Source organism: Leptolyngbya sp. CCNP1308, assembly GCF_034932455.1.
Taxonomy (GTDB): domain Bacteria; phylum Cyanobacteriota; class Cyanobacteriia; order Phormidesmidales; family Phormidesmidaceae; genus Nodosilinea.
The window spans coordinates 180,906-206,396 of sequence record NZ_JAYGIH010000073.1 but is presented as its reverse complement, the minus strand read 5'-3'; the positions used below and the strand labels follow the sequence as shown (position 1 = coordinate 206,396).

At 59.0% G+C, this 25,491-nt stretch carries 26 protein-coding genes; 19 read left to right on the top strand and 7 right to left on the bottom strand.

Going from position 1 to position 25,491, the window contains the following annotated elements:
* Positions 1-79: 79 nt before the first annotated feature.
* The 3 genes from VB780_RS17655 to VB780_RS17645 are packed head-to-tail and all read left to right on the top strand — an operon-like array spanning position 80 to position 2,766.
* The gene (locus tag VB780_RS17655; RefSeq protein ID WP_323352488.1) at positions 80-1,042 is read left to right on the top strand and encodes an ABC transporter permease; all 963 of its coding nucleotides are present in this window, start codon (positions 80-82) and stop codon (positions 1,040-1,042) included.
* Positions 1,032-1,943, top strand: coding sequence for an ABC transporter permease (locus VB780_RS17650; protein ID WP_323352487.1), 912 nt, complete (start codon positions 1,032-1,034; stop codon positions 1,941-1,943). The genes VB780_RS17655 and VB780_RS17650 overlap by 11 nt, the downstream gene beginning before the upstream one ends.
* A 4-nt stretch (positions 1,944-1,947) precedes the next feature.
* Positions 1,948-2,766 (top strand): polysaccharide deacetylase family protein, encoded by an 819-nt coding sequence (locus VB780_RS17645; RefSeq protein WP_323352486.1) that lies wholly within the window; start codon positions 1,948-1,950, stop codon positions 2,764-2,766.
* Here VB780_RS17645 and VB780_RS17640 read toward each other — a convergent pair.
* Complete coding sequence (locus VB780_RS17640) at positions 2,687-3,520, bottom strand: Cof-type HAD-IIB family hydrolase (protein ID WP_323352485.1); 834 nt, start codon at positions 3,518-3,520, stop codon at positions 2,687-2,689. The two genes, VB780_RS17645 and VB780_RS17640, sit on opposite strands and share 80 nt — an antisense overlap.
* Before the next feature lie 118 nt (positions 3,521-3,638).
* On the opposite strand from VB780_RS17640, the gene VB780_RS17635 reads away from it, so the two are divergent.
* Positions 3,639-3,893, top strand: coding sequence for a YlcI/YnfO family protein (locus tag VB780_RS17635; RefSeq protein ID WP_323352484.1), 255 nt, complete (start codon positions 3,639-3,641; stop codon positions 3,891-3,893).
* On the top strand, positions 3,886-4,311 hold the full coding sequence (locus VB780_RS17630) for a type II toxin-antitoxin system VapC family toxin (RefSeq protein WP_323352483.1): 426 nt from the start codon (positions 3,886-3,888) through the stop codon (positions 4,309-4,311). The genes VB780_RS17635 and VB780_RS17630 overlap by 8 nt, the downstream gene beginning before the upstream one ends.
* A gap of 5 nt (positions 4,312-4,316) precedes the next feature.
* On the opposite strand, the gene VB780_RS17625 is transcribed toward VB780_RS17630, so the two are convergent.
* Entirely contained in the window at positions 4,317-4,958 is a 642-nt protein-coding gene (locus VB780_RS17625; protein WP_323352482.1) for a TenA family protein, read from the bottom strand.
* Positions 4,959-5,022: 64 nt separating this feature from the next.
* Positions 5,023-5,781, bottom strand: a complete 759-nt coding sequence (locus tag VB780_RS17620; RefSeq protein WP_323352481.1) for an HAD family hydrolase — start codon at positions 5,779-5,781, stop codon at positions 5,023-5,025.
* Positions 5,782-6,070: 289 nt separating this feature from the next.
* Between VB780_RS17620 and VB780_RS17615 the strand changes: the two genes are divergently transcribed.
* The 7 genes from VB780_RS17615 to gorA all read left to right on the top strand — a co-directional run bounded on the left by VB780_RS17615 (position 6,071) and on the right by gorA (position 13,891).
* Complete coding sequence (locus VB780_RS17615) at positions 6,071-7,066, top strand: cysteine synthase A (protein WP_323352480.1); 996 nt, start codon at positions 6,071-6,073, stop codon at positions 7,064-7,066.
* A 206-nt stretch (positions 7,067-7,272) separates the two neighbouring features.
* Positions 7,273-7,854, top strand: coding sequence for a signal peptidase I (gene lepB, locus VB780_RS17610; RefSeq protein WP_416349246.1), 582 nt, complete (start codon positions 7,273-7,275; stop codon positions 7,852-7,854).
* 257 nt (positions 7,855-8,111) lie between these two features.
* Positions 8,112-9,728 carry a methionine--tRNA ligase gene (gene metG, locus VB780_RS17605; protein ID WP_323352478.1) on the top strand — a complete coding sequence of 539 codons (1,617 nt, stop codon included), beginning with the start codon at positions 8,112-8,114 and terminating at the stop codon, positions 9,726-9,728.
* A gap of 79 nt (positions 9,729-9,807) precedes the next feature.
* Positions 9,808-10,470, top strand: a complete 663-nt coding sequence (locus VB780_RS17600; protein WP_323352477.1) for an NYN domain-containing protein — start codon at positions 9,808-9,810, stop codon at positions 10,468-10,470.
* Between the two features lie 19 nt (positions 10,471-10,489).
* The gene (gene lptC / locus VB780_RS17595) at positions 10,490-11,641 is read left to right on the top strand and encodes an LPS export ABC transporter periplasmic protein LptC (RefSeq protein WP_323352476.1); all 1,152 of its coding nucleotides are present in this window, start codon (positions 10,490-10,492) and stop codon (positions 11,639-11,641) included.
* Positions 11,642-11,771: 130 nt separating this feature from the next.
* Entirely contained in the window at positions 11,772-12,407 is a 636-nt protein-coding gene (locus tag VB780_RS17590) for a TenA family transcriptional regulator (RefSeq protein ID WP_323352475.1), read from the top strand.
* A gap of 128 nt (positions 12,408-12,535) precedes the next feature.
* The gene (gene gorA / locus VB780_RS17585) at positions 12,536-13,891 is read left to right on the top strand and encodes a glutathione-disulfide reductase (protein ID WP_323352474.1); all 1,356 of its coding nucleotides are present in this window, start codon (positions 12,536-12,538) and stop codon (positions 13,889-13,891) included.
* A gap of 66 nt (positions 13,892-13,957) precedes the next feature.
* Here the strand turns inward: gorA and VB780_RS17580 are convergent, their stop codons facing one another.
* Positions 13,958-14,284: a DUF3593 domain-containing protein gene (locus tag VB780_RS17580; protein ID WP_323352473.1), complete on the bottom strand. Its 327-nt coding sequence runs from the start codon at positions 14,282-14,284 to the stop codon at positions 13,958-13,960.
* 92 nt (positions 14,285-14,376) lie between these two features.
* A complete protein-coding gene (locus tag VB780_RS17575) occupies positions 14,377-14,691 on the bottom strand; it encodes a DUF2499 domain-containing protein (protein WP_323352472.1) in 315 nt (104 codons plus the stop codon).
* Positions 14,692-14,772: 81 nt separating this feature from the next.
* On the opposite strand from VB780_RS17575, the gene csaB reads away from it, so the two are divergent.
* Complete coding sequence (gene csaB, locus VB780_RS17570) at positions 14,773-15,831, top strand: polysaccharide pyruvyl transferase CsaB (protein WP_323352471.1); 1,059 nt, start codon at positions 14,773-14,775, stop codon at positions 15,829-15,831.
* Between the two features lie 3 nt (positions 15,832-15,834).
* Here the strand turns inward: csaB and VB780_RS17565 are convergent, their stop codons facing one another.
* Complete coding sequence (locus VB780_RS17565; RefSeq protein ID WP_323352470.1) at positions 15,835-16,299, bottom strand: glutathione peroxidase; 465 nt, start codon at positions 16,297-16,299, stop codon at positions 15,835-15,837.
* A gap of 155 nt (positions 16,300-16,454) precedes the next feature.
* Positions 16,455-18,860: a putative PEP-binding protein gene (locus VB780_RS17560; RefSeq protein ID WP_323352469.1), complete on the bottom strand. Its 2,406-nt coding sequence runs from the start codon at positions 18,858-18,860 to the stop codon at positions 16,455-16,457.
* Between the two features lie 329 nt (positions 18,861-19,189).
* Between VB780_RS17560 and VB780_RS17555 the strand changes: the two genes are divergently transcribed.
* The 6 genes from VB780_RS17555 (at position 19,190) to VB780_RS17530 (ending at position 25,485) form a co-directional block, all read left to right on the top strand.
* Positions 19,190-19,969 carry a ComF family protein gene (locus tag VB780_RS17555; protein WP_323352468.1) on the top strand — a complete coding sequence of 260 codons (780 nt, stop codon included), beginning with the start codon at positions 19,190-19,192 and terminating at the stop codon, positions 19,967-19,969.
* A gap of 510 nt (positions 19,970-20,479) precedes the next feature.
* A complete protein-coding gene (locus VB780_RS17550) occupies positions 20,480-21,535 on the top strand; it encodes an amino acid ABC transporter substrate-binding protein (RefSeq protein ID WP_323352467.1) in 1,056 nt (351 codons plus the stop codon).
* 205 nt (positions 21,536-21,740) lie between these two features.
* A complete protein-coding gene (locus tag VB780_RS17545; protein WP_323352466.1) occupies positions 21,741-22,919 on the top strand; it encodes an ABC transporter permease subunit in 1,179 nt (392 codons plus the stop codon).
* A 3-nt stretch (positions 22,920-22,922) separates the two neighbouring features.
* Complete coding sequence (locus tag VB780_RS17540; protein WP_323352465.1) at positions 22,923-24,140, top strand: amino acid ABC transporter permease; 1,218 nt, start codon at positions 22,923-22,925, stop codon at positions 24,138-24,140.
* A gap of 238 nt (positions 24,141-24,378) precedes the next feature.
* Positions 24,379-25,104 (top strand): amino acid ABC transporter ATP-binding protein, encoded by a 726-nt coding sequence (locus tag VB780_RS17535; RefSeq protein WP_416349245.1) that lies wholly within the window; start codon positions 24,379-24,381, stop codon positions 25,102-25,104.
* The gene (locus tag VB780_RS17530) at positions 25,105-25,485 is read left to right on the top strand and encodes a DUF2358 domain-containing protein (RefSeq protein ID WP_323352463.1); all 381 of its coding nucleotides are present in this window, start codon (positions 25,105-25,107) and stop codon (positions 25,483-25,485) included. It abuts the gene before it with no gap.
* Positions 25,486-25,491 lie beyond the last annotated feature (6 nt).

Below are 25,491 nucleotides of genomic sequence, written 5' to 3'. Positions count from 1 at the left end.
AGTTTTGAGTTAAATTCTGGCCAAAACAATTCAAAACTCAACACTTCTTTTCCTCATCCATCCAATAATCCGCCTGCCAATGCTCGGCTACCTGCTCAAACGTCTGCTGATCGCCATCCCCACGCTGCTGGCCATTAGTGCGGTGATCTTCTTTATTCTGGCGCTGGCACCGAGCAATCCCCTGGGCGATCTGGCGACGAATCCGGCGGTGACGCCGGAGGTGCGGGAGAACATTGTGCGATCGCTCGGTCTCGACCAGCCCATTCACATTCGCTACGTGAAGTGGACGGTGGCGCTGTTTAGCGGCAATTTGGGCTATTCGTTTACCAGTCGGCTGCCGGTGGTAGAGCTGATTGCCCAGCGGTTGCCGGTCACCCTGTGGGTGATCGGGGTGGCCTACCTGCTGAGCGTGACCCTGGCCCTGCCCCTGGGGATTGTGGCGGCGCTGCGGCACAACACCTGGATCGATCGGGCGATTACGACGCTGGCGTTTATGGGATTTTCTACGCCGCCGTTTTTTTCGGGGCTGGTGCTGATCATTGTGCTGAGTGTGCGGCTGGGCTGGCTGCCCTTTATCTACGACAACCAGCTGGTGGTGAGCGATTTGGATAGCATGGGGCGGTGGCTGAAGCAGTCAATTATGCCGATCGCCACCCTGGTGCTGTTTCAAACGGCGGTGCTGCTGCGGTTTGTGCGGGCCGCTATGCTCGAAGAAATTCCGCAGAACTATGTGAAAACGGCGCGGGCGAAGGGGCTGGGGCGCTGGCGCATCGTCGCGCTGCACATGCTGCGCAACGCGCTGATTCCGGTGGTGACGCTGGTGGCGCTGGATATTCCGACGATTTTTACGGGGGCGCTGGTGACCGAGCAGGTGTTTCGGGTGCCAGGGATTGGGGCGCTGTTGATCGAGTCGATCTACCGCAGCGATACGCCCGTGGTGATGGGGATTGCCTTTATCTACGCGGTGCTGGTGGTGGTGTTTAACCTGGTGGCCGATATTCTCTACGGCATTATTGACCCTCGGGTGCGCTATGGCCATTAACACCGACCTGGTGCCGGGAGCCTTGGCTCCTGAGGGAAGCAAAAATCGGGCTTGGGAGCGGCTGTGGGGCGATCGCACCGCCCAACTGGCCCTGGTGGTGCTGGGGATGCTGATGCTGGCGATCGCCCTCGGCCCGCTCCTTTACCCCGGCTCTCCCAGCACTATTGACTTTGCCCGCGCTTTTTTGCCGCCCGGAGTGGGGCAGCCCCTGGGCACCAATGACCTGGGCCAAGATCAGCTGGCCCGCCTGCTAATCGGGGGCCGCATTTCGCTGGCGGTGGGGCTGGCGGCGACCCTGGTGGGCATTAGTGTAGGGGTGGCAATCGGTGCCCTGGCCGGGTTCTGCGGCGGCTGGGTAGATGTCGTTTTAATGCGCGTCACCGACCTATTTTTAGCGCTGCCGCAGCTGCCGCTAGTGCTGCTGGTGGTATATTTGCTGGGCGACCCGGTGCGCCGCGCCCTGGGGCCAGAACGGGGTATTTTTCTGCTGATTGTGCTGTTGATTGGCGGCTTGAGCTGGATGTCGGTGGCGCGGCTGGTGCGGGCCGGGTTCTTGAGCCTCAAGCAGCGCACCTTTGTGCAGGCGGCGGTGGCCCTGGGGGCGCGGCCCTGGGGCATTGTCAAAACCCATCTGCTGCCCAATATCCTTGGCCCGGTGATTGTGGCGGCGACGATTGGGGTGGGCAATGCCCTGTTGGCGGAGTCTACCCTGAGCTTTCTCGGGGTGGGGTTTCCGCCCGATGTGCCTACCTGGGGGCGCATGCTTTACGATGCCCAAAACTACATCGAGAGCGCTCCGTACCTGGTGCTAGCCCCCGGTGTGGCAATTTTTCTCACAGTTCTTTGCATTAACACGCTGGGCGATCGCCTCCGCGATAGTCTAGATCCCACCAGTCGTTAAGGCTATGGCCGCTAATGCTATGGCTCCTCCCCACCACCAGCTGCTGACCCAGGTTGCTCGCATCTTCCCGGATGCGCTGTTCTACGCGCCTACCAAAGCTCCCCTGGTGGCGCTGACCATCGATGATGTGCCGACGCCAGGCGATCGCGACGATGCCTCTACCCGGATGATTCTCGACGCGTTGGATACCTACAACCGCACCGCCAAACAGCCGGTACACGCCACATTCTTCGTCATTACCGACCACCTCAACCCCGGCAGCACCATTCTGCAAGATATTCTTGACAGCGGCCACGAAATCGCCAACCACGGCACCACCGACACCACCCCCGCAATTTTGCAGCCGGCCCAGTTTGCTAGCCACTTTCAGGAAGCCCACGATCGCATCACCGACCTGATCCAGCAGCCCTTGCGCTGGTACCGCCCGGGTCGCGGCCTCTACAACCGGGCCATGGTCGAGCACATTCGCCTCACCCCCGGCTACGAGTCGCTGGTGGCCCTGGCCTCCATGGTTCCTTTCGACACCATGCGGCGGCTAAGCACCCCCAACCTCAACACCTGGTACCTGGCGCAGTTTATTTTTCCGGGGGCAATTTTTGTCATGCACGGTGGCTCAATGGAGCGCTGCGTACAGACCGCCCACGCGCTGCCCGCGCTGCTGGCGCTAATCGATCGCCAGGGCTACTGGGTCGTCACTCTTTCGGAACTCTACGACAGCCTGCTAATCGACAGCTCGGCCAAACCTACAGCAGAAACTCCCGCAGCGCCGCCGCCACCCCATCCGCCTCAACCCCCGGTGCCACCCAGTCAGCCCCCTGTTTAACCGGCTCTGGGGCATCGCCCATGGCCACGCCAATGCCCGCGTAGCGCAGCATTTCGAGGTCGTTGTAGTTGTCGCCCACGGTCATTACCTGGTCGGGCTTGAGGCCCAGCAGGTCTTCGGCCAAAAATCGCACCGCCTCACCCTTGTTGGCCTTGGGATGGGTGGCCTCGACAAAATATTCCACCGATCGCGTCAGATACAGGTCATCCAGGGGGTAGCGCTGCCCCAGGTCGTTGAGAATGTTGCTCAGTAAGTCTATGTTTTCGCTCAGGGTCAGCAGCTTGGTGGTTTCGATGGCGACGTTGCCCGTCAGGAGCGCGGATAGATCGCCTGCTGCGATCGGCTGCACGCCCGATCGCACCGCGTAAGCCTTAGTGTCTTCAATAATCGCCCGCACGTGGAGCTGGTCGTCGATGTAGAGGTGAATCGACAGGTCGTTGTTGGCCTCCATCGGGGCCAGATAGGCGAGAATTTCGAGGGCCAGCCGCCGGGGCAGCGGCGTGTGGCGGTGCAGTTTTTGCGTGGCAGGGTCTTTGATGAATGCCCCCTGGTAGGCCATCAGCGGCAGGGTGGAGCCCACCACCTCGTAAAACCGCAGCGCCGACTGATACATGCGGCCAGTGGCGATCGCCACCGCAATCCCCCGCTGCTGCACCTCGCGCACCGCCTCCAGCACCGGCTCGCTGATCTGGTTAGACACGCCAGCCAGGGTGCCATCGATATCGAGCACGAGTAGACGAATGTCGGCAGTCATGGGGTCAGCCAGTAGAGGGTTCCGCGTCTATTATCTCTGGCGAAGGCGATTTCACCACTAGTGGACAGGGCAATGGTTACACTAAATGACATCATGATCTGATGTCATAGGTAGAAGTATGGAACGCCAGGCGGTAACGGTTCGTCTGCCCGCTGACCTGTTGGAGCAGGCAAAGCAATTTCAGGCAAGTCGTGAATCGCTGAATGAGCTGGTAGTTGAGGCGATCGCCCGCGAAGTACAGCGGCGTAAAACCCTCGCGGCCCATCAGCGCATTCTGGCTCGCAGTGCCGAGGTTGAAGGGCAAACCGGCCTTCAGCCCAGTTCTGTTGATTTGATTCGCCAACTGCGGGACGGCGAGGGGCGACGTGGTTAAGTGTATCGATACCAGCCTCTGGATTCCTTACCTCGTACCTGAGCCGCTACAAAGCGAAGCAAGAAGCTTGATTACTCTCCTGCTGCTATCGGGCGAATACTTAGTTGCTCCGGGGTTTGCGTGGGCTGAGGTGGGCTCGGTACTGCGCAAAAAAGTGCGTCTAGGGCTGATTACAGCAGCTCAGGCCGCAGGCTTCTATGACGATTTTTGTCAGCTGCCCATCAACTATCTGGATAGCGATCGCCTGCACGCAAAAACCTGGCAATTGGCCGAGACATTCAACCTAGCCACCCTCTACGATGCTGCTTTTCTAGCTGTTGCCGAGCTAGAGTCGGCGGAGTTTTGGACAGCTGATCAGTCGCTGATCAATACACTAAGCCCTTGTCCTGCCTACGTTTGTCTCTTGACTCATCCTTAAGAATGTCATCCATGTGGCTGTGGGCTACCCATCTGCCAGGCGGCTTCAAAAAAGGCGAGTTCGCACTCCATGGCGTAGCGGTAGGCGGTCTGGTTACTAGGGTTATCTGCTGCCTGATCATCGATCAGCGCTTCGAGCTGGGCCGCCAGGGGTTCAAACTGATCGCTGCTGTAGGTGTCAATCCATGGACTGTAGCGGTGGGTCGGTGGGTTGAGCTGCGCTAGGGACTGACCCAAAAAGGCGTAGAGCCGCATGCATGGAGCCATCGCCACCGCCGTCGCTCCAGGCGCTTGCCCCCAGGCCGTGCTGAGCAAAAAATCGGTGTAGCGGCGGGTGGCAGCACCGGGCGCTACCGTAGCCAGATCGACGCCCCATTCCTGAGCGTAGCCGCTGTGCAGGTTTAGCTCGGCCAGCACTCCATCGGCCAGCTGGTGGAACACTTGAAAGTCTTGCCAGGTGATTGCTTTGGCAGCGGCGATGCTATAAGCGCGGGCAAAGGCTTCGAGAAAAAAGGCGTCTTGCCCCACGTAGTAGGCGAATTTCTCCACGGGCAGAGTGCCGTCGCCAATGCCCTGGACGAAAGGGTGTTGCAGGCAGGCGATCGCAAGGTCTTGATTGGCTTGCCAAAGGGTGTAGGAGAGAGGCATGGGTGAGCATGAAGGGATAAGGACGGTAGGGGCGCACACCGTGCGCCCTCAGGAATGCTGGCATCTAGGCGGGTAGGAGCGCCTGGGCCAAATCTAGAGAGAAATAGTAGGCGTTGTTGGCTTCGCCCCAAAGAACTTCAAACGGCAGGCTGGGTTCGCCCAGATGACTGATAACCAGGCGAGCGCCGGGCAGAGCATAGTTGCGGGTGTAGTCGTTGACCGTAACCACGGTGGGGAGCCCGGCGGCAACCGCCGCTTCTAATCCTTGAGGGCTATCTTCAATCACCAGGCAGGTGGCGGGGTTGAGATGCATAGTGTTGACCACCAGATTGTAGATGTCGGGGGCGGGTTTTTTGGCGGGCACCATGTCTCCGGCAGCGATCACCTCAAACCAGCTGGGCGAGTCTGGTCCCAGCAGGCGTTCGAGCAGGGGAATGACGCTGGCTTTGGCGCTGGTGGTGGCGATCGCCAGCCGCACCCCCTGCCGCTGCGCCGCCTCGATCAGTCGCCGCACCCCTGGCCGCAGGGGTATCACATTGCTTTCAACTAGAGCCTGAAAGTGCCTGGCCTTAGCCTGGTGTAGAGCCACTACCAGTGCGTCGATATCCTCAGTTTCAAACTTGGGCTGGTAGCGGTGAATGTAGTGGCGAATTCGCTCTTTACCCCCCGCAACCCGCAGCAGCTGCCCGTAGAGACCAACGGGCCAGTGCCAGCGCAGACCAAACTCCTGAAACGCCTGGTTAAAGGCAACACGGTGGCCGTCGCGCTCGGTTTCGGCCAGGGTGCCATCGACATCAAAAATTAGCGCCTCAAGGGTTTTCATCGTGGCACAGGTTAGAAGAGTCAGGATGGAGAGCAAGTGATTGCAACGATAAACTAAATCCACGTTCATAAGGGCCAAGTCCAGAAGTGGAATGTTGCGGGTTAGAACGCCCCAGTTACTAGACTGAACTAAAGATAGAACTCCAGAAAACTGCCCGATTCTCGCCGAGAATCCAGCCGTTTCACCGTAGGATGAAGAGGCACCTGCGCCGGGGTTATAGCCTTGGGCAGGCTCTAGGGTGGGCGATCGCTTGGCCCCGAACAGGCTGTTGTCAACGGTTACGAAAGGCATGGATATCAAACAAGATCTTGTCGCCACGGTCGGCAACACTCCCCTCATTCGCCTCAACAGCGTTAGCGAGGCTACCGGCTGCGACATTCTGGGCAAAGCAGAGTTTCTCAACCCCGGTGGCTCGGTCAAAGATCGGGCCGCGCTCTACATTGTTGAAGACGCTGAGAGAAAGGGTCTGCTCAAGCCCGGCGGCACCGTTGTTGAGGGTACCGCTGGCAACACTGGCATTGGCCTGGCCCACATCTGCAACGCCAAAGGCTACCGCTGCCTCATCGTCATCCCCGACACCCAGTCCCAGGAAAAAATTGACCTGCTGCGCACCCTTGGTGCCGAGGTGCGCACTGTACCCGCCGTTCCCTACCGCGATCCCAACAACTATGTGAAGCTCTCAGGGCGTTTGGCGGCAGAACTTGACAACGCCGTCTGGGCTAACCAGTTCGACAATCTGGCCAACCGCCTTGCTCACTACGAGACCACCGGTCCCGAAATCTGGGCGCAGACCGAGGGCACCATTGACGCCTGGGTGACGGCTACGGGTACCGGTGGCACCTACGCTGGCGTAGCCATGTTTCTCAAAGAGAAAAACCCCAGCGTTCGCTGCGTGGTGGCCGACCCCATGGGCAGCGGCCTCTACAGCTATATCAAAACCGGCGAAGTTCATATTGAAGGCAACTCGATCACCGAGGGCATCGGCAACAGCCGCATCACCGCCAATATGGAGGGGGTGCCCATCGACGACGCCATCCAAATTGAAGACCCAGAGGCACTGCGCACCATCTATCAGCTGCTCTATAACGATGGACTGTTTATGGGCGGTTCAGTGGGCATCAACGTGGCAGCGGCGGTAAAGTTGGCCCAGCAGCTCGGTCCCGGCCATAAAATTGTCACTGTGCTGTGCGATGGCGGCTCCCGCTACCAGTCGCGCATCTACAGCCGGCCCTGGCTTGAAGAAAAGGGGCTATGGTCTGAGGATCTGGCCCCGGCCGTTCCATGAGCGCGTGCGAGAATGACCTATCCCGCTGTCTGTTATCTCTGTAACCAACCGTCCACCGGAGGCGGATGGGTACAAAGTAGATCGACTACACTAGGACAGACCTAGCGGGGACGTTTGGGGCGACTTTGCCCTGGGAGCTACCGAGGCCAATCTTTCTCTGTATTTTCGGGGAGACACCTGTGACTGATCAGTCTGACAAATCTTCGCTGCCGCCCGAGTCTTCCCTAAATTCAGGCCCGATTCAAAAGCAGCAGGCACCCCAGCCGAATCCTTGGGTAGAGGGGCTGCAAACCATCGGGCTAAGTGTGGTGTTGGCGTTGGGCATTCGGCATTTTGTGGCAGAGGCGCGCTACATTCCCTCGGGCTCGATGGAGCCCACGCTGCAAATTAACGATCGCCTCGTGATCGAAAAGATTAGCTACTACCTCAACCCTCCCGAGCATGGGGATGTTGTGGTATTTTGGCCGCCCGATAGCCTCACGGCTCCAGGGAAGCGCCGGGACGCGTTTATTAAGCGCATCATTGGTTTGCCGGGCGATGTGGTTGAGGTGCGCGATGGCGAGGTGATTCGCAATGGCGAGGTGCTGACTGAGCCTTACATCAAAGCTGCGCCCGACTACCAGTGGGGGCCAGAGGAAGTGCCCGAGGCTTCGTATTTAGTGCTGGGCGACAACCGCAACAGCAGCTACGACAGCCACGCCTGGGGGTTTGTGCCCCAAGAAAATATCATCGGTAAAGCAGTGGTGCGGTTCTGGCCCCCCGATCGCCTGGGTCTGCTCAACGACTGATCTAGCTATCCATAGACCGAAATTGCCAAACCAGATCTTAAAACTTCTGGGGCTTACTCAGGGAACTCTAACATCGCAGGCTAGGATACTTGCCTGACCATTCAGGTCTGCAAATGGCCTCGTTTTAGCTTTTTCCTGGCGCTGCTATCCTTAGTGTCTGTCGGGTTTGATTCTAGATCCTGATATCTAGAGGCTAGTGCGCCGATCGTTGCTGTTGTCGAATAGGCCTCTTCGTAGGCTGATGTTTCAGTTTTTGTATGACTTTTACCCCTGTAGATAAATTAGATAAGTCGCCGTTTGCTATTACTACGCCGCTGTATTACGTCAATGGCTTACCCCACATCGGCAGCGCTTACACCACCATTGCCGCCGACGTAGTGGCTCGGTTTTATCGCCTTATGGATTATCCGGTGCTGATGATTACCGGCACCGATGAGCATGGCCAAAAAATTCAGCGCACCGCCGAAGAGCGTGGCGTTTCGCCCCAGGCCCACTGCGACGAGTTTGTGGCTGGGTTTGAGCGCCTGTGGGATCTGCTGAATATTAGCTGCGATCGCTTTATTCGCACTACATCCCCCCGCCACAACGCTATTGTCAACGAATTTTTTCAGCGGGTGTGGGATCGGGGAGATATCTATAAGGGCCAGCAGCAGGGCTGGTACTGCGTTTCCTGTGAAGAATTTAAAGAAGAGCGCGATCTGCTGCCCAATCAGCACTGCGCCATTCACACCAACAAGCCGGTGGAGTGGCGCGATGAGTCAAACTACTTCTTCAAACTGTCGAAATATCAAGATCAGCTAGAGCAACTCTACGCTGAGCAGCCCGACTTTATTCAGCCTGCGGCCCGTCGCAACGAGGTGCTGAGCTTTGTGAAACGGGGGCTGCAAGATTTTTCGATTTCGCGCATCAACCTAGACTGGGGCTTTCCGGTGCCCACCGACCCCGACCAGACGCTCTACGTCTGGTTTGACGCGCTGCTGGGCTATATCACCGCTCTCCAAGACCCGAGCGACCCACCCAGTCTGGAACAGGCGATCGCCCACTGGTGGCCCATCAACACTCACCTAATTGGCAAAGACATTCTGCGGTTTCACGCCGTGTACTGGCCTGCCATGCTGATGTCGGCGGGGTTGCCAATGCCCCAACGGGTCTATGGCCACGGCTTTTTGACTAAAGACGGCCAAAAAATGGGCAAGAGCCAGGGCAACACCCTCGATCCGGTGGCGCTGGTAGAAACCTACGGCCCCGATGCAGTGCGCTACTATTTTCTGCGCGAAATTGAGTTTGGCAAAGACGGCGATTTCAACCAAACCCGCTTTATCAACGTGCTCAATGCTGACCTGGCCAACGATCTGGGCAACCTGCTCAACCGCACCCTGAAAATGGCCGGGCGCTACTGCGACGGCCATGTGCCTGACGTTGATCCTCAGAGCATTGCGGCTGACCACTCCCTGCGGGCGATCGGCACAGGGCTGCCTAAAACCGTCTTTGAGGCCTACACTCACCTGGCCTTTAGCCAAGCCTGCACGGCGATTTTGACGCTGGTGCAGGCCAGCAACAAATTTCTCGATGAGCAAGCCCCCTGGAGTCTCTATAAGCAGGGCAAACAGGCCGAAACCGAGGCGGTTTTGTACGCCGTCTTGGAGTCGGTGCGGCAGGCGGCTTATCTGCTGTCGCCGGTAATTCCTGGCATTAGCAATCAAATTTATGCCCAGCTAGGCTTTGCCATAGATTTTGACGACAAAGCCATTGGTCAGCAGACTAGTTATGCCGACCATGCCGCCTGGGGCCATCTACCCCCCGGCCAGCTATTAGGAGAAGCCTCCCCCGTATTTCAGCGCCTGGAGCTGCCCGAAGCCGTAGCCAGCTCCTAGCCCAAAACCGCTCTAGCTCGTTCGCGTTTGTTTCCAGCCCGTTTGTTGCCAGATCGATTTAACACCTTCATAAAAACCCATGTTTGATACTCACAGCCACTCCTTAAACAACCACTCTTTACTGGGCGAAGACGCCATATTTACCCCTGAGCAGGTGCTCGACAACCGGGGCCGGGTGGCCATTTTCATCGATGGCTCTAATCTGTTCTATGCGGCGTTGCAGCTGGGCATTGAGATCGACTACACCAAGCTGCTGTGCAAGCTCACCGCTGGCTCGCGGCTGTTTCGGTCGTTTTTCTACACGGGTGTCGATCGCACCAACGAAAAGCAGCAGGGCTTTTTGCTGTGGATGCGGCGCAACGGCTACCGAGTAATTGCCAAAGACCTGGTGCAGCTGCCCGACGGCTCAAAAAAAGCCAATCTCGATGTTGAAATTGCCGTGGATCTGGTGGCCCTGGTGGACTACTACGACACGGCGGTGCTGGTCAGCGGCGATGGCGATCTGGCCTACGCCGCCGATGCCGCCAGCTATCGGGGAGCGCGGGTTGAGGTGGTGAGCCTGCGATCGATGACCAGCGATAGCCTGATCAACGTGGCCGATCGCTACATCGACCTCGAAGGGGTCAAAGATGACATCCGAAAACTGCCCCGCAATTCTGCTAGCCAAAACTACACCTATCGTCCCCTCCCCAACCTGACTGCCGACGAGCCGGTGGACGGCGGCCTCGCGGTCAGCGAGTAACGTTTACAGGCGTAGCACCATGGCACGATGGCGGAGGTTGATGATTGGTGGGGCTGCGATCGCAGCCCTATCTGTAGGGCTGTATAGCCTGCTCGGGCCGCAGCCTGGTTCGGAGCCGGGTGCCGATGACTCGGCTGCTGGAGACCCACCCCCCGGCCTAACTCTGCGGGATGTCACCCTAGAGCAGCCCAACGAACAGGGCCAGCTGCTCTGGCGCGTCAGGGGCGACGAGGTGACCTACAGCTCCGATCAGCAGGTGGCATTTATTACTCGGCCCGACGGCGACCTGTTTCAGGACGGTGAAATTATTTACGAAGTCGTGGCCGACACCGGTGAGGTGCGCGAAAACGGCAGCGTGATTTTACTGCGGGGTAACATCGTCGCCACCGGAGTTCAGAACGGCTCCATTTTGAGGGGCAACGAAATGGAGTGGCGTCCCCAGGACGATGTGCTGATCATGCGGGATCAAATTACCGGCACCCATCCGCAGCTGCGGGCCGTCGCCGATGAAGCGCGGGTGTTTAACCGCGAAAACCGGATGGAGCTAGAAGGCAACGTGGTGGCCAACACGGTGGTCGCCGACCCCCAGGCCGAGCCTTGGCTGAAGCTCCAGGCCCAGGAGCTGACCTGGTTTTGGCAGGAAGAACGCATCGATAGCGCCCAGCCCCTGCGGGTAGAACAGTTCAAACAAAATGCAATTACCGATGTGGTGGTCGGCCAGCGCGGCACGGTAAACCTGGCTACGCAGCTAGTGACCCTGCGCGGGCAAGTAGCCATGCAAATGCTGGATATTCCGCTCAATATGGCCAGCGAAGCCCTCGATTGGCAGGTGGCCGAGGAGCAGGTGACCGTCAACCAGCCCCTCACTCTAATTCACCCCGAGAATAAAATCAGAGTTACCGCTCGCCAGGGCCGCATGGATTTGGCAGAGCAGCAAATTTTCCTCTCCCAGGAGGTGGTAGCCGTGGGCGAAGCCAACCAGGCCCGCATGACCAGCGATCGCCTCAACTGGAACGTCGATACCCAAACCCTAGTTGCCGAGGGTGGCGTCAACTATAGTCAGGTCAACCCCAACGTCAACCTCAACGGGGCGCGCGCCGTGGGGCGCATTGATGATCAGACCGTGGTGGTTGATGGGGGCCGCGTTGTGACCGAGATCGTGCCTAACTAAGGGGGGCAGATGTGCGGTGTCAGGCGTGCGGTACAAGGCCAAGCCGCCCACTGCAAATCGCCCGCCGTGGATCGTAAATCCGACACCCAAAACGCGATTCTCCAGCCATCTTGTCCCTGAGAAAATTTCTATGCCTCTGACCTGTGAATCTCTGCTACAAGCCCACCCCACCCCCTGGCATAGCGCCACCACCCATCCCTTTCTGACGGGCTGCCAGCGGGGTACTCTGCACCCCGCTCAGTTCAACACCTGGCTGGTGCAGGATTTTTTGTTTGTGAAAGACTTTACCCGCATGGTGGGGCGGGTGCTAGGGGCCGCCCCCGATGACCATATCGATGGGCTGCTGGCGGGGTTGGGGGCACTCAAAGACGAACTGCTGTGGTTTGAGGCCAAGGCTGCCGAGCGATCGCTCCACCTATCTACCTCACCCCAGCCCACCTGCCAGCGCTACTGTGAGTTTATGGCCAGCTTGGCGGCCCAGCCCTACGCGGTGCAGGCCACCGCTCTGTGGGCGATTGAGTACGCCTACAACCAGGGCTGGCAGCTGCCCGGCCCCATGCCCGAGCCCTACACCGAGTTTGCCGATCGCTGGGGGAACCCCGGCTTTACCGACTATGTGCACCTGCTGGCGGCCCAGGCCGATGCGGCCCTAGCTACCGTCAGTCCAGAGGTTCAGGCCGAGGCCGAGGCCGTCTTTTTGCGGGTGGCTGACCTAGAAGCGGCCTTTTGGCAAATGGCCTTTGTCGCTGCTGAGCCGGCTCCCTAATGGCCGATCTACAGACCGATGCTTAGACTATCCCCACGGTGTCTCTACCATTAGAAGTGTGCCCAACTGGGGATGTTTGTAGGGTTGGACTCGGGCAATTCTAGGGAAATACTACCCTGGAGAATGCCGTGGCCTGCGATTTTGATTTATTGGTAATTGGCGGTGGGTCGGGCGGTATCGCGGCGGCACGGCGGGCTGCTGGCCACGGTGCCAGGGTCGGGCTAGCCGAGGCCGGGCGGCTGGGCGGCACCTGCACCAATCGCGGCTGCGTGCCCAAAAAGCTGATGGTCTATGCCGCTCAGTTTTCAGACCAGTTGGCGATCGCGGCAAACTACGGCTGGCGGCTCGGGGAGCGTCAGTTCAACTGGCCTACCCTGATCTCGGCCATTGACCTAGAGGTGCAGCGCCTTAACGGCGTCTATCAAGACCTGCTCGACAAATCTGGGGTGGAGATTTTGCCCCACTACGCCCGGTTTGTCGATGGGCATAGGGTAACTGTGGGGGATGCCACCGTCACCGCCGCAAAAATTTTGCTGGCCACGGGGGGCAAACCCATCCGGCCCGACAACATTCCTGGTATTGAGCACGCCATCACCTCCGATGATATTTTTCATCTGCCCCAGCAGCCTCAGCGCCTGGTGATTATTGGCGGCGGCTACATCGGCAGCGAGTTTGCCAGCATTTTCAACGGGCTCGGCACCGAGGTCATTCAGATTATTCAGGATGACAAAGTTTTAAGCGGCTTTGACGACGAGCTGCGCAGCGAAATTCACCAGGCGATGCAGCGGCGGGGCATCAAAATTGTGGCCCAGAGCGAAACCATTGCGATCGCCCCCGCCGAGTCAGGGCTAACTGTGACCGTAACCACCCAGCAGGGGCAGGAGACTATTTTCAGCGGTGTGGTCAGTTTGGCGGCCACCGGGCGCAGCCCCAACGTAGAGGGCATGGGGCTAGAGAAAGTCGGCGTAGCGGTGGAGGAAGGGGCGATCGCCGTCGATGCCCAATACCGCACCAGCGTCCCCCACATCTTTGCGATCGGGGACGTGATCAACCGCGTCAGCCTCACCCCAGTGGCCATTCGGGAGGCCCGCCTGTTTGCCGATACCGAGTTTGGCCAGAAAACCAACATTCTCGACTACGACGCCATTCCCACCGCTGTGTTTACGACACCTGAAATGAGCACCGTGGGCCTGACTGAGGCCAAGGCCGCTAAAACCTTTGGCAAAGACGATATTCAAACCTACTGCTCACGCTTTCAACCCCTGTACCACAGCCTCTCTGACCGAGAGACCCAAAGCCTGATTAAGCTTGTGGTGCAAAAAACCACCGATCGCGTTTTGGGGGCCCACATGGTTGGCGACCACGCCGCCGAGATTGTGCAGGGCGTTGCGATCGCCGTCACTATGGGCGCTACCAAAGCCGATTTTGATGCCACCCTGGCGATTCATCCCACTACCGCCGAGGAGTTTATTGGCCTGGGATAAGACGAGTGGGGAAGGTGAGGTGATAGGAGAATAAAGCTCATCCCCATCACCTACTCACCCAAGCTGTTACGATTCCTTCCCCATCTGATTGCTCTCCACCTGCGCCTCGGCCCGGTGGTGCACCACTGCCTGGCGAAACCCCAACACCACAAGAATATTCGACAGCGTTAAAAACGCTTCTGCGCTCCCGTGGAGCCAGTCCACGTTGGCCAGTTCCTCACCGAGCCCCACCTTGGCATAAATGCCTGCGGGAATGGTTACCGCTACAAATACAAGCAGCGCGTAGAAGCCAGTCAGCGCCAGCTTCGGTGTCTCTTGGGTACGGGTCATAAACCAAAGAAACCCCAGGTAGGGGAAGAGGGACATGGCGAAGAGAGTGTTTTTGTCGAGCATGGTGGGGGTTGGAAGTAGGTGAGGAGATGAGGAAGGTGAGGGGGTGGGGAAGACGATCTTCGGGCCAAAGTTTGCTGTCTAAAATCCAAAACTCATTTGGGGCTGGCGACCGAAATGCTGCTTTGCCGCCAGATCCACCAGGCCGCTAGGCATAGGGTGCCGTTGCCGATTACGGTCAGGGCGGCTTGTAGGGTGACTAGCCAGGCCAAACCGGGGGCATTGTCAAACAGGTGCCAGGTGCAGGCGGCCATGGCGCTGACCAGGGCGGGAAACATGGCGATCGCCAGCCAGCGCCAAACGGGTCGCTGGGTCACGGTGGCAAACTGCCAAATAAACCACATCGCCGCCATCCATTCCAGCACACTTGAAATGTGGATCATCCAGGTGGGCAGCGAGAGGGCATTCATGGGGTTCAGGGCGCAACAACAGCCTCTATTGTAGAGAGGTCGGTGGATAGCGTATAGCGGTTTATTGTTGGGTAGGTGAGAATGCGAGCGGTTTTGTGTGGCTACTACGGCATGGGCAACGGCGGTGACGAGGCCCTGCTAGCCACCCTGCTACAAATGCTGCCTGCGGGGGTGACGCCCGTGGTGCTGTCGGGCAACCCCGTCGAAACCGCCCAGCGCTACGGCGTCGAAACTGTGCCCCGCAAAGCCCTGGGGCCAGTCATTCGCGCGCTGCGGGGGGCCGATGTGCTGATCTGGGGGGGCGGCAGTCTGCTGCAAGATGCCACCAGTCTGCAAAACCCTATTTACTACGGCGGGTTAATGGTGCTGGCCCAGTGGCTGGGGCTCAAAACCATTGCCTGGGGGCAGGGCATTGGCCCCCTCAGCCATCCCCTTAGCCAGGGGCTGGGCCGCTACGCCCTAGGCCACTGCAATGCCGTCAGCGTGAGAGACAACGGCTCGGCGGCCTGGCTGGCCCGTTGGCAGGTGCCGGGAATGCAGGCCCCAGACCCGGTGTGGGCGTTAGACGCCGCGCCAGTCGACGGACTGTGGAATCTGCCTGCCCCCCGAGTTGCCGTGGCCCTGCGCCCCCACCCCTGGCTCACCGAAGGTCGCCTAGACCAGTTCACCCAGGCCCTGGCCTCGTTTCAAACGGCGACTCAAACTTGCTTGCTGCTGGTGCCCTTTCAGCCGATCAAAGACCTGCCCCTTGCCGAGTATATTCAGCCCCGGCTGCCTGGGCCTAGCCGCATCTATGCTTTGGATGACCCACACCAGCTCAAGGGGCTGTTTCGCGGCGTCGAGATGACCTTGGGTATGCGACTGCACGCGCTGATTATGGCGGCGGCTGAGGGCTGTCGCTGCTTCGGGCTGAGCTACGACCCCAAGGTCAGCCACCTGATGGCTGACCTCGATCTGCCGGGGTTTGACCTAAACCCCCAGGCGGTGAGCCACCGCTGGCCAGATACCCCCGAGCAGATCACTCAAACCTGGCTGGAGGTCTATGCCAACGGCGACCCGCTGTCGCCGGAACAGATTGGGTCACGGGTCGATCGCGCCCTCATGCACCAAGACCTGCTGCGGGACGTGCTGGCTGGGTAGTTTCTAGCCCAAAGCCTGCTCGATCGCCGCCTTGAGAGCCGGGTCATTAGGAGGGGTTTGGGGTTCAAACCGCTCGATCACCTGACCGTCGCGTCCGACCAAAAACTTGCCAAAGTTCCAGCCAATGTCGGGGCCGTCGCCAACGAGAAACTGATAGAGGGGGCTGCGATCGGGGCCGTTGACATCTTGCTTTTCGAGCAGGGTAAAGTCAACGTCGTACTTGGTTTTGGTGAAGTCTTTGATTTCCTCAGGGCTGCCGGGCTCTTGCTTGCCAAACTGGTTGCAGGGCACGCCTACGATCACGAGGCCGCGATCGCCGTAGGCTTTATCCAGCTCTACCAGGCCGCTGTACTGGGGCGTGAGGCCGCACTTGCTGGCCACGTTCACAAAGAGAATGACCTTGTTAGCTATCACCTCAGGGGCCAAAGGGGCACCGTCTAGGGTGGCGAGGTTTGAAGGAAGAGACATAGGGGGTAACGGTCTGCACAACGTTGTTATTATCGGTCATCCCCGCTCGGTTGTCGGGCGATTGCCCCAACCCTATTTTGAAGACTCCCTATTCCTGATGATCTTCAGGAAGGCTACGCTAGCCCCATTCTCACCTCCCTCATCCCCTAATCCCCTCACCTCCCTAACCCACTCCCTCCCTCCTCCTCGCTCCCTCCACCATTCTCTGCCTGCCAAATTGCCTCTAGCGTAAACGGCAGGGCCGCCGCTTCTACCGAAATGGAGTTAATTCCCCAGCCGACTAGATCGGCGATCAGTTCGGGGTGGCGCACCGGAGCCTGGCCGCAGATCGAGCACAGCAGGCCGCAGCGGCGGGCTTCCTGCACCAGATGGGCCATGGCTAGGCGCACCACCGGGTGGCGCTCGTCGTAGGCGGAGGCCATGGTGGGCTGGTCGCGATCGATGGCCAGCAGCAGCTGGGTAAGGTCGTTAGAGCCAATGGCAATGCCCTGAATGCCGGCCTGGGCGTAGGCGGGCAGCAAAAACAGTACCGAGGGCACCTCGGCCATAATCCACAGGGCAAAGCCGGTGGCGTCGGTGAGACCGGCGCGCTCGACCCGCTGGCGGCAGGCGATGGCTTCTTCGACGCTGCGTACAAAGGGCAAAATGAGCTGGAGATTGCTGTAGCCAGCGCGTTGCAGAGTGGCTAGCGCCCCCAGCTCGACTTGGAACAGGCGATCGTCAATGTCGTAGCTGAGAGTACCCCGCAGCCCCAGCATCGGGTTGGGTTCTACCGGGGGACTGCCCTGGAGGGCCTGCCATTCGTGCGATCGCAGATCAAGACTGCGGTAGCGCAGGGGCCTGGGCCCCAGGGCCTGCAAAATCGGCTCTAGCTGCTGCACCAGACGACTTTGCAGCTCTGCCTCCTGGCTGCGGTTGACCCAGTCCCACGGGTGGCGGCCCTCCAGCGCTTCTAGCAGCAGCCATTCCGATCGCAGTAGGCCAATGCCCGCCACATGGTCGAGGGTCAGGTTAGCTAGACCCTGGCGCTGGCTCAGGTTAACCATGACCTTGGTTTGCAGCCGCTGGTAGCGGCCCGGCTGATCGGTGGGCAGCGGTTCTGGCACTGGGGCCGCCGGAGGCCGAAACGAAGCGGCGGCCTCGTCTGTGAGGCCATAGACCACGCCGCGATCGCCGTCGAGCCAGAGCACCATGCCGTTGTCGATCAGCTGGGTGGCATGGGGAGCACCCACTACCGCCGGAATCCCCACTTCCCGCGCCAAAATGGCCGCATGGCAGGTAGCGCCGCCCCGCTCGGTGACAATGCCGCCTACCGATGGCAGCTGAAAAAACACGTCGGGCTGAAGGTCGGGCAGCACCACAATACAGCCCGGAGGCAGCGACTGCGGCAGGTCTTGGGGGCGCTGGGCCACAACGGCGACCCCTTGAATGCGCCCCGCTGCGGCCCCGATACCGCGAACGACTGTGCTGGCTAGGGGGAGCAGGGGCGGCTGAGGTCTAGGCGGGGGCGATTCTCCTGCGGGGAGGCTGCGCCGTCGCCCTGGGGCAGGGGCGGCCTCCGTCGGGTCGTGCCAGGGGGCGGCTTCAGTAATGACTAAGGTAGGTTGCTTGGGGTCGGCACTGGGGTGTAGCAGCCACTCTAGGCGCACTCCGGTCTGACCCAGAATGAGTTGAGCCCGTTCGGCGATTCGCACTAGCTGGGTGATTTGGTCAAGACCTAAGGGCGCAACCAGCTCGGGGCGATCGCGCTCTAGAACCTGAATGGGCGGGGCGATCGCCGACTGGGTGTGGTTTTTGGTGGCGGGTCTCAGCTGATAAACGCGCTCCTGAACCCCTGACTGCCAGGTGGCCTCAGCAACCTTACCCTGAGCGATCGAGCAGCGGGCCGGGATGGCTTCTCCCTGGGTGAGGGCTATTCCTAGCCCCATGACCACTGCCACAGTAGTTTGCCCCTGACTGAGCATTAGCGTGCCTGACACCAGGGCCGGGTACAGCGGCATAATCAGCGTGGCCAGGCTCAGGTCGCCCAACCGCTGACAGTGCTGTTCCCAGACCGGTAGGCAGCGAGCCGTCAGCGCCTGGCTCCAAAACTGTGACAGTGCCCCAGGCAGGGTTGCCAGATCCCCTTCGATTTGGGCGGGTAGCAGACCCGCGCCCAGCGAGCCGAGAGCCTGTCCTTGGGATGCTGAATCCAGCCCCTCTACCCAAAGCGACGCGCGCAGCATCCAGGCGACGGGAACAAAGTCATTGGGCACTAAATCTTCGAACCCATGGCTGGACAGGGGGGCGATCGCCCCCCTGTCCAGCAGATTCTGCTGCCATTGCCGACTGCTCTGCTGGAGAGTCTTAAACCCACCTTGGCACACCGGAGCTAGCCGATCGCCCACGCCTTCGGGCCAGGCCATTTGCCCGAGGGTGTGGTGCCAGGCTGCCGCCGTGATCACACAGCCCTGGGCCACGGGCAGCCCCTGCTGCTTGAGCCAGCCCAGATAATAGGCCTTCTGACCAACGGCTCGCAAATCAGCGCTGTCTAGGGTATGCAGTTGTCGAAGCCAGGTCATGCTGAGATACAGGGCTAGCCCTCAGCTATAGCTTAAGGGGGGTGGCCAAGGTATTTGGTTTTATAGCGCTAGAACCGCTTGCTGCCGCTGCTTAGCCTGCCCCAACCCCAGGGCGGTGGTGCCAGGGGCGATCGCAACGAAGCGCTGTATTGAAGTCAATATCTTATGTCTATAAGTTTACGCGATGGCCATCGTCTTCGCCCTCTACCCGGCTAGGGGGAATGTTGTTTTCCGGTGCAGATCCCTATTTCTACCCTCGTCCCTGCCCGCTGCGGCCTCGACAATAGATTCGGGCCATATCAGCTGTTCAGGCATTCAGGGCAGACCCTATGCATACCCGTTCCTCAGTTCAAACCTGGCTCAGCCAGGGTAAACACCAGGTGCTCAGCCTGTTTTTGGCCGAGCCCTGCCCCCTGTGCCAGCGATCGACGCCTGCGGTGCTCTGTCCCAGCTGTAGCCGTCAGGTGCATCAGTGCCAGGCGCAAACCCCCTGCGATCGCAGCATTCCTGGTCTGGCGGTGGTGAGCTGGGGCCGCTACGAAGGCAGTCTGCGCCAGGCTATTGGCAGCCTCAAATACAGTAACCACCCCCGCCTGGCCGAGTTTTTGGGCACCGAGCTGGGGCAAACCTGGCTCGATCGCGGCCCTTGCCCGAAGGATCTGGCTCGACCAGTGGCGATCGTGCCCATTCCCCTCCACCCCAGCCGGTTGCAGCAGCGGGGCTTTAACCAGGCCGAGCTGCTAGCCCAGTGGTTTTGTCGGCTCACCCGGCTACCCCTCCACAGCAATGGCCTGTTGCGGGTGCAGGCGACCCAGGCCCAGCACAGTCTCAGCCGCCTCAGCCGGCAGCAAAACCTGGCCCAAGCCTTCACCGTCAACCCGTCCCAGGTCAAGATCCTGAAGCAATCTACGGTATGGCTGCTCGACGACATCTTTACCACCGGGGCCACGGCCCAGGCGGCGGCCCAAACCCTACGGCGCAACGGCATTGCCGTCGGGGGTATCTGCACCGTTGCCCGCGCAGTGGCTTGGGCTGACTCCGACAGCTATTCCCCCAGCAACCTCGACCCTGGGATAGATGTCAGCGATCGCATCCTTAGAAAAAATTAATAAAACCCAAGCTCTGTTGCGCCAGATGACGGGTGCATTAGTATAAATCTAAAGAAATTATTAATAGCTGCTATGAACCCCCAGCTTCTAAGACACCTGTGGTCTTTGGTAGAACGGTCCCAGAGCAGTCATCTTCTTGCCTTAGATGACAACGGCTTGGTTTGCTGGCTGTTAGACCAGTTTGTCAGGCAGCAGCCTATTGATCCGGCGGAAACCGATCAGCTGCATCACTATATTCGCGCTAAGATTCCCCTCATTCGAGATTTAGCCCAGGAGCGCTAGCAAGAGATACTGCCAGACTCAAGGGTGAGGTCTGCCTGGGAATAGCAAAAGTGCTCTTTCAAAATGGTTAAGATTTTTTGGATCCGGATGGGTTTATATTTCCCTCCGGCATATTGTTATCCTTGATACAAAATGAAAACTCAAACCATTGGACTGTTAACCAAGTGCAACACTCCAATGGGTTGAGTGTAAATTTTACGGTGTTTTTTTGTGAGTGAGGATTGATTCATGCGCAAGTGGGGTTTACTCGCAGCTGCCCTCGGGCTAACGCTGGCCGCCTGTGGTGGCGGAACTACTACTACCACCGCCGATGGGGAAGCCGCTCCCGCTGGTGGGAGCCGTCTTGACGTCGTCAAAGAGCGCGGACAGCTAGTCTGTGGTGTCGACGGTGGTATTCCGGGCTTTAGCTTTGTTGACGAAAGCGGCGCCTACACCGGCCTTGATGTCGATGTCTGTAAGGCCGTCGCGGCTGCCGTACTGGGCGATGCCGAAGCCGTAGAGTACCGTCGCCTAGACTCGACCGAGCGCTTTACGGCCCTCTCGGGGGGTGAAGTTGACATGCTCTCCCGCAACACCACCTGGACCATTAGCCGCGATACCAGCGTGGGTCTTGAGTTTGCGCCCACCACCTTTTTTGATGGTCAGGGTATGCTGGTGCGTGCAGACAGCGGCATCACCGATCTAGAAGACTTTGCCGGTCAGGCCGTCTGTGTGGAAACCGGAACCACCACCGAACTCAACCTGACTGACCAGATGCGCCAGCTGGGTGTAGACTTTGAGCCTGTGGTATTTCAGGATGCCGACGCCGCCTACGCCGCCTACGATGAGGGCCGTTGCGAGGGTATGACCTCCGACAAGTCTCAGCTGGTGGCCCGCCGCAGCACCCTGCCCAACCCCGACGAGCACACCCTGCTCGAAGTCACCATGTCAAAGGAGCCGCTGGGCCCTGTGACTACCAACAACGACTCCGCCTGGTTTGACGTGGTCAAGTGGGTCACCTACGGTCTGATTCAGGCTGAGGAATTTGGCATTTCCTCGGAGAATATTGCCACGTTTGAAGGTGGCGAGAATCCTGATATTGCTCGATTCTTGGGCGAAGAGGGCACGTTGGGGTCTGACATGGGCCTGTCCAATGACTTTATGACTCAGGTGATTACTCAAGTGGGTAACTACGGCGAAATCTACGAGCGCAACGTGGGTGCTGGTTCGCAGTTTGGTCTAGAGCGGGGCCAAAACGCGCTGTGGACTGAGGGTGGCCTGATGTATGCGCCCCCCTTCCGTTAGAAACCATCCCTAGCCGTACACAGGCGACGTTGGCAGCAGTTGAGCCCTGCTAACGTCGCCTGCGTAACAGCCTAGTGGGTTGAAAAAGGCGCAGCTAGGCTGCGCCTTTTTCATAAATCCTTGTAACAAATTGAACTTTTCTTGACATCCCTCTTGGATTATTTTGCTTACAGCTTTTGCACTGATCTAACGCAGGTATCTACAGATGGCCCACGACAGCGGCAGCAAGTCCTTTGATCTAAAGGCGATGCTGCGGGACGAACGCTTCTGGAAGATTGCCTTTCAGGTGATTACGCTGGTTGTTGTTCTGGCTCTGCTGAGCTTTTTTCTGGGCAACCTGAACCGCAACCTGACTCAGCTGGGGCGTCCCTTTAGCTTTGGCTTTTTGCGCAGCCAGGCGGGGTTTAGCATTGGCGAGAGCCTGATTCAGTACCGTCCGAACGATCCCTACTGGCGGGCGCTGATGGTGGGTTTGGGCAATACGCTGACGCTGGTGGCCGGTGGCATTGCTCTGACGACGCTGCTGGGGGTGGTGGCGGGGGTGGCCAGTTTCTCGAAAAACTGGCTGGTGCATAAGCTCAGTCGGCTGTACGTGGGCCTGGTGCGCAACATTCCGCTGCTGCTCCAGCTGTTTTTTTGGTATTTCGCTATCTATGGCGCGCTGCCTCGCCCCGAAAGCCAGATTGGTGTGCTGGGGCTGGCGTTTTTGAACAACCGGGGGGTCTACATTCCCTGGGCCAGCAGTGCGATCTTGGCGGTGCTGGGCATTGCGGCGACTGTGGGGGCTGCGATCGCAGCCCTCTGGCTGTGGCAGTGGCGCACCAAAGTTCGCATTGAAACCGGCGTGGGGGGCCGGGCTCAATCGCTGGGGTTGGCGGTGTTGGGGCTGGCGTGGCTAGCCATTATTACCATAGGCATGAACTGGACTATTCCCGAGGGGCTGGAGGGCGGCGGCGTTACCGGCGGACTGCGGCTGTCGCGAGAGTATGTGGCCGCCCTGACGGCGCTGGTGTTTTACACTTCCGCCTTTGTGGCCGAGATTGTGCGGGCGGGTATTCAGTCGGTATCTAAGGGGCAGTGGGAAGCGGCCCGCACCCTGGGGCTCAATGCGGGCATGGTCATGCGGCTGGTGGTGTTTCCCCAGGCGATGCGGGTGATTATTCCGCCGATGAACAGCGAGTACATGAACCTGACCAAGAACACCAGTCTGGCCTTTGCGATCGCATTTCCCGAAATGTATTCAGTTGCCACCACCACCTACAACCAAACCGGTCGCCCGGTGGAGGTGTTTGTGGTGCTGATGGCCACCTACCTGATTCTCTGCCTGCTCATCACCCTGGTGATGAACCAGCTCAACCAGACCGTGCAGTTTAAGGAGCGCTAAGCCATGACCTCCGTTACCCCCGACTCTTTCTCCTCTGCACCGCCCGACGTAGTGGCCCTCGGGCCGAGGGCCTGGGCCAAAAAGAACCTGTTTAGCGACTGGTTTAACAGTCTGCTCACCGTAGTGATTGTGGCGGTCTTTGGTTGGGGTCTCTTTCGCCTAGTATCGTGGGCCTTGACCACCGCCCAGTGGGGGGTAATTCCCAACAACTTTGGCCTGTTTATGACCGGCACCTTTCCCTCAGCACTTTACCCGCGCATTTGGGCGCTGCTGGCGATTGTTTGCGGCCTGGCCGGTTTGTCGTGGGGGGTGCTGGGGCGCAATGTCTCAACGCTATTTAGCCGCAGCGTGCTAATTGGCCTAGCTGTAGTGTGTGCGTTTATTGTGCTGTTTCCGCCCACGCGACCTAGCTCCCTCAAACTGCTGCCCATAGTCGCTTTAGTTGCTGTGGCAGCAGCGGCAGGTCGGCAGGTAGCGCGCAAGTTTCCAGGGGTTGGCAAACTGCTCTCGTTGGCCTGGTTTTTGTCGTACTTTGTGGCCCTATGGCTAATTGGTGGCGGCCTGGGCCTAACTCGGGTATCTACCAACGAATGGGGCGGCCTACTGCTAACCCTCTTCACAGCGATTAGCGGTATTGCCCTGTGCTTTCCGCTGGGTCTGCTGCTGGCCTTGGGGCGGCGTAGCGCACTGCCGATCGTGCGGTGGCTGTCTACCGCCTACATTGAGCTAGTGCGGGGAGTGCCCCTGGTGGCCCTGTTATTCATGGGCCAGGTGATGATTCCGCTGTTTTTGCCCCTGGGGTCGCGCCCCGATCGCATCCTGCGGGCGATTATTGCCCTGGCTCTATTTAGCGCCGCTTACCTGGCTGAAAACGTGCGGGCCGGTCTGCAAGCAGTTCCCCGAGGCCAAAATGAGGCGGCGGCTTCCCTGGGGCTAAGTACCCCCATGACCCTCGGCTTTATCGTGCTGCCCCAGGCTTTAAAGATTGCCATTCCGGCGATCGTGGGGCAGTTTATTAGCCTGTTTCAAGACACCACGCTGCTGTCGATTGTGGGGCTGGCCGAGCTGCTAGGGATTGGTAAATCGATCTTGGCCAACCCGACCTATCTAGGCCGCTACGCCGAAGTCTATTTATTTTTAGCGGTCATTTTCTGGTTCTTTTGCTACGCCATGTCGTTAGCTAGCCGCAAAATTGAGGAAAAGCTCAACACTGACCACTAGGGATGGCCTACTGTGTGTCTCTACGTGTAACAGTTAACAGTCTGAAATCTCGAAACCCCCTAGGGTTAAGGCAAAATAGCATTATCTTATGCTAGCAGGCCTGCTCTTTCGGGCTAGCTATCTGTTTTCTTCGATTCAATGAGTTGTTAGCAGCCCTAGAGGCGCGATTAAGAGGAAACCTTTCATGACACAGTTTCAGACGGAGCAACCCTCTGCCCGCCAAATCAGCAGCGAACCCGTGATCGTGGCCCGCGACGTGGAGAAGTGGTACGACAATGGCTTCCACGTGCTCAAGGGCGTCAACATGACGGTCTACAAGGGTGAGGTACTGGTGGTCATGGGGCCGTCTGGGTCGGGTAAGTCCACGTTTATTCGCACCTTTAATGCCCTCGAACCCTATCAAAAGGGCAGCATTGAGGTAGACGGCATCACCATTTCCCACGACCTGAAAAACATTGAGGCCATCCGCCGCGAGGTGGGCATGGTGTTTCAGCAGTTCAACTTGTTTCCCCACCTGACGGTGCTGCAAAATGTCACCCTGGCTCCGATCTGGGTGCGCCGCTGGCCTAAGTCGAAAGCCCAAGAAGTGGCCATGCAGCTGCTGGAGCGGGTCGGTATTTTAGAGCAGGCCCACAAGTTTCCGGGCCAGCTGTCGGGGGGGCAACAGCAGCGGGTGGCGATCGCCCGTTCCCTCGCCATGCAGCCCAAGGTGATGCTGTTTGACGAACCCACCTCCGCCCTTGACCCCGAGATGGTGCGCGAGGTGCTCGATGTCATGCGCGGTCTGGCCGACTCGGGCATGACCATGGTGTGCGTTACCCACGAGGTGGGCTTTGCCCGCGAGGTGGCCGATCGCGTGGTGCTGATGGATGGCGGCTACCTGGTCGAAGAAAACACGCCCCAGGAGTTCTTCAGCAACCCCCGCGAAGACCGTACCCAGAAGTTTCTCTCCCAGATTCTTTAGGTGGATATTCTCGAACAGATTCGCCTCGACTACCAGCGGTTTCCTGACGATCAGAGCTACCATCTCTACGCTGAAGATGTGCACTTTAAAGATCCGCTGAACCAGTTTCGCGGCGTCGATCGCTACAGGCGCATGATTGGTTTCATCAGTCACTGGTTTAAGGATGTCAATCTGCAACTGCACGGGATTGAGTACTCTAGCCCCAGCCAAATTGACACACGCTGGACGCTGAGTTGGATAGCTCCGGTACCTTGGCAACCGCGTATGAGTATCCCCGGTCGCAGTGAGCTTGGGCTAGGGGAAGACGGCAAGGTGATATCTCATATTGACTATTGGGATTGCTCTCGCCTGTCGGTGCTCAAGCAGTTGTTTGCTTTGTGAGCCTAA